Origin of the sequence: Pedobacter quisquiliarum (assembly GCF_014642175.1) — a bacterium.
GTDB classification, from domain to species: domain Bacteria; phylum Bacteroidota; class Bacteroidia; order Sphingobacteriales; family Sphingobacteriaceae; genus Pedobacter; species Pedobacter quisquiliarum.
Genome location: NZ_BMIL01000027.1, coordinates 1 through 608 on the forward strand (window position 1 = coordinate 1; position 608 = coordinate 608).

General features: G+C 39.5%; 2 tRNA genes. Both read left to right on the forward strand.

The features are described 5' to 3' along the window. Positions 1–159 precede the first annotated feature (159 nt). Positions 160–233: transfer RNA gene (locus IEW69_RS16830), tRNA-Ile, on the forward strand. Between the two features lie 16 nt (positions 234–249). Then, positions 250–326, forward strand: a tRNA-Ala gene (locus IEW69_RS16835). The last annotated feature ends 282 nt before the right edge of the window (positions 327–608 follow it).

Below are 608 nucleotides of genomic sequence, written 5' to 3' on the forward strand. Positions count from 1 at the left end.
GCTGCGTTAAAATGATATAAAATGACAAATAATCTCAAAAAGAAAAACCCATAGAATGAAACATCATAGCGTGTTCCATACTGAAGTGAAGGTAAGACTAGGAGGAAACAGGATTGTGAACATACACCTCACAAGAATACCTGAATCACCACATTAAATAGTCCCGTAGCTCAGTTGGTTAGAGCACTACACTGATAATGTAGGGGTCAGCAGTTCAAATCTGCTCGGGACTACTACTAGAATTTCTAAGGGGGATTAGCTCAGCTGGCTAGAGCGCCTGCCTTGCACGCAGGAGGTCAACGGTTCGACTCCGTTATTCTCCACCATCACCCGGATCTGTTACAAAAGATCTGCGAAAATAGAAAGGTTTAACCACCATCCGGGGATAGAAAAGTTCTTTGACATATTGGAAGAAGTTAAAAAAGAAGAGCAAACAACAATAGAGACGTTGTTAGCCCAGATTTAACACTAGGATTTAGAAAACATAAGTATGCATGTTTACATGTGTGCCAGGTTTATAAGTTTGAAGATGAATCTATAAGTTAACAACAATCAAAAAAAGCATTTCCATAGGCGCAAAAGGCTATGGAGAGAAGAAAGTAAGAAAG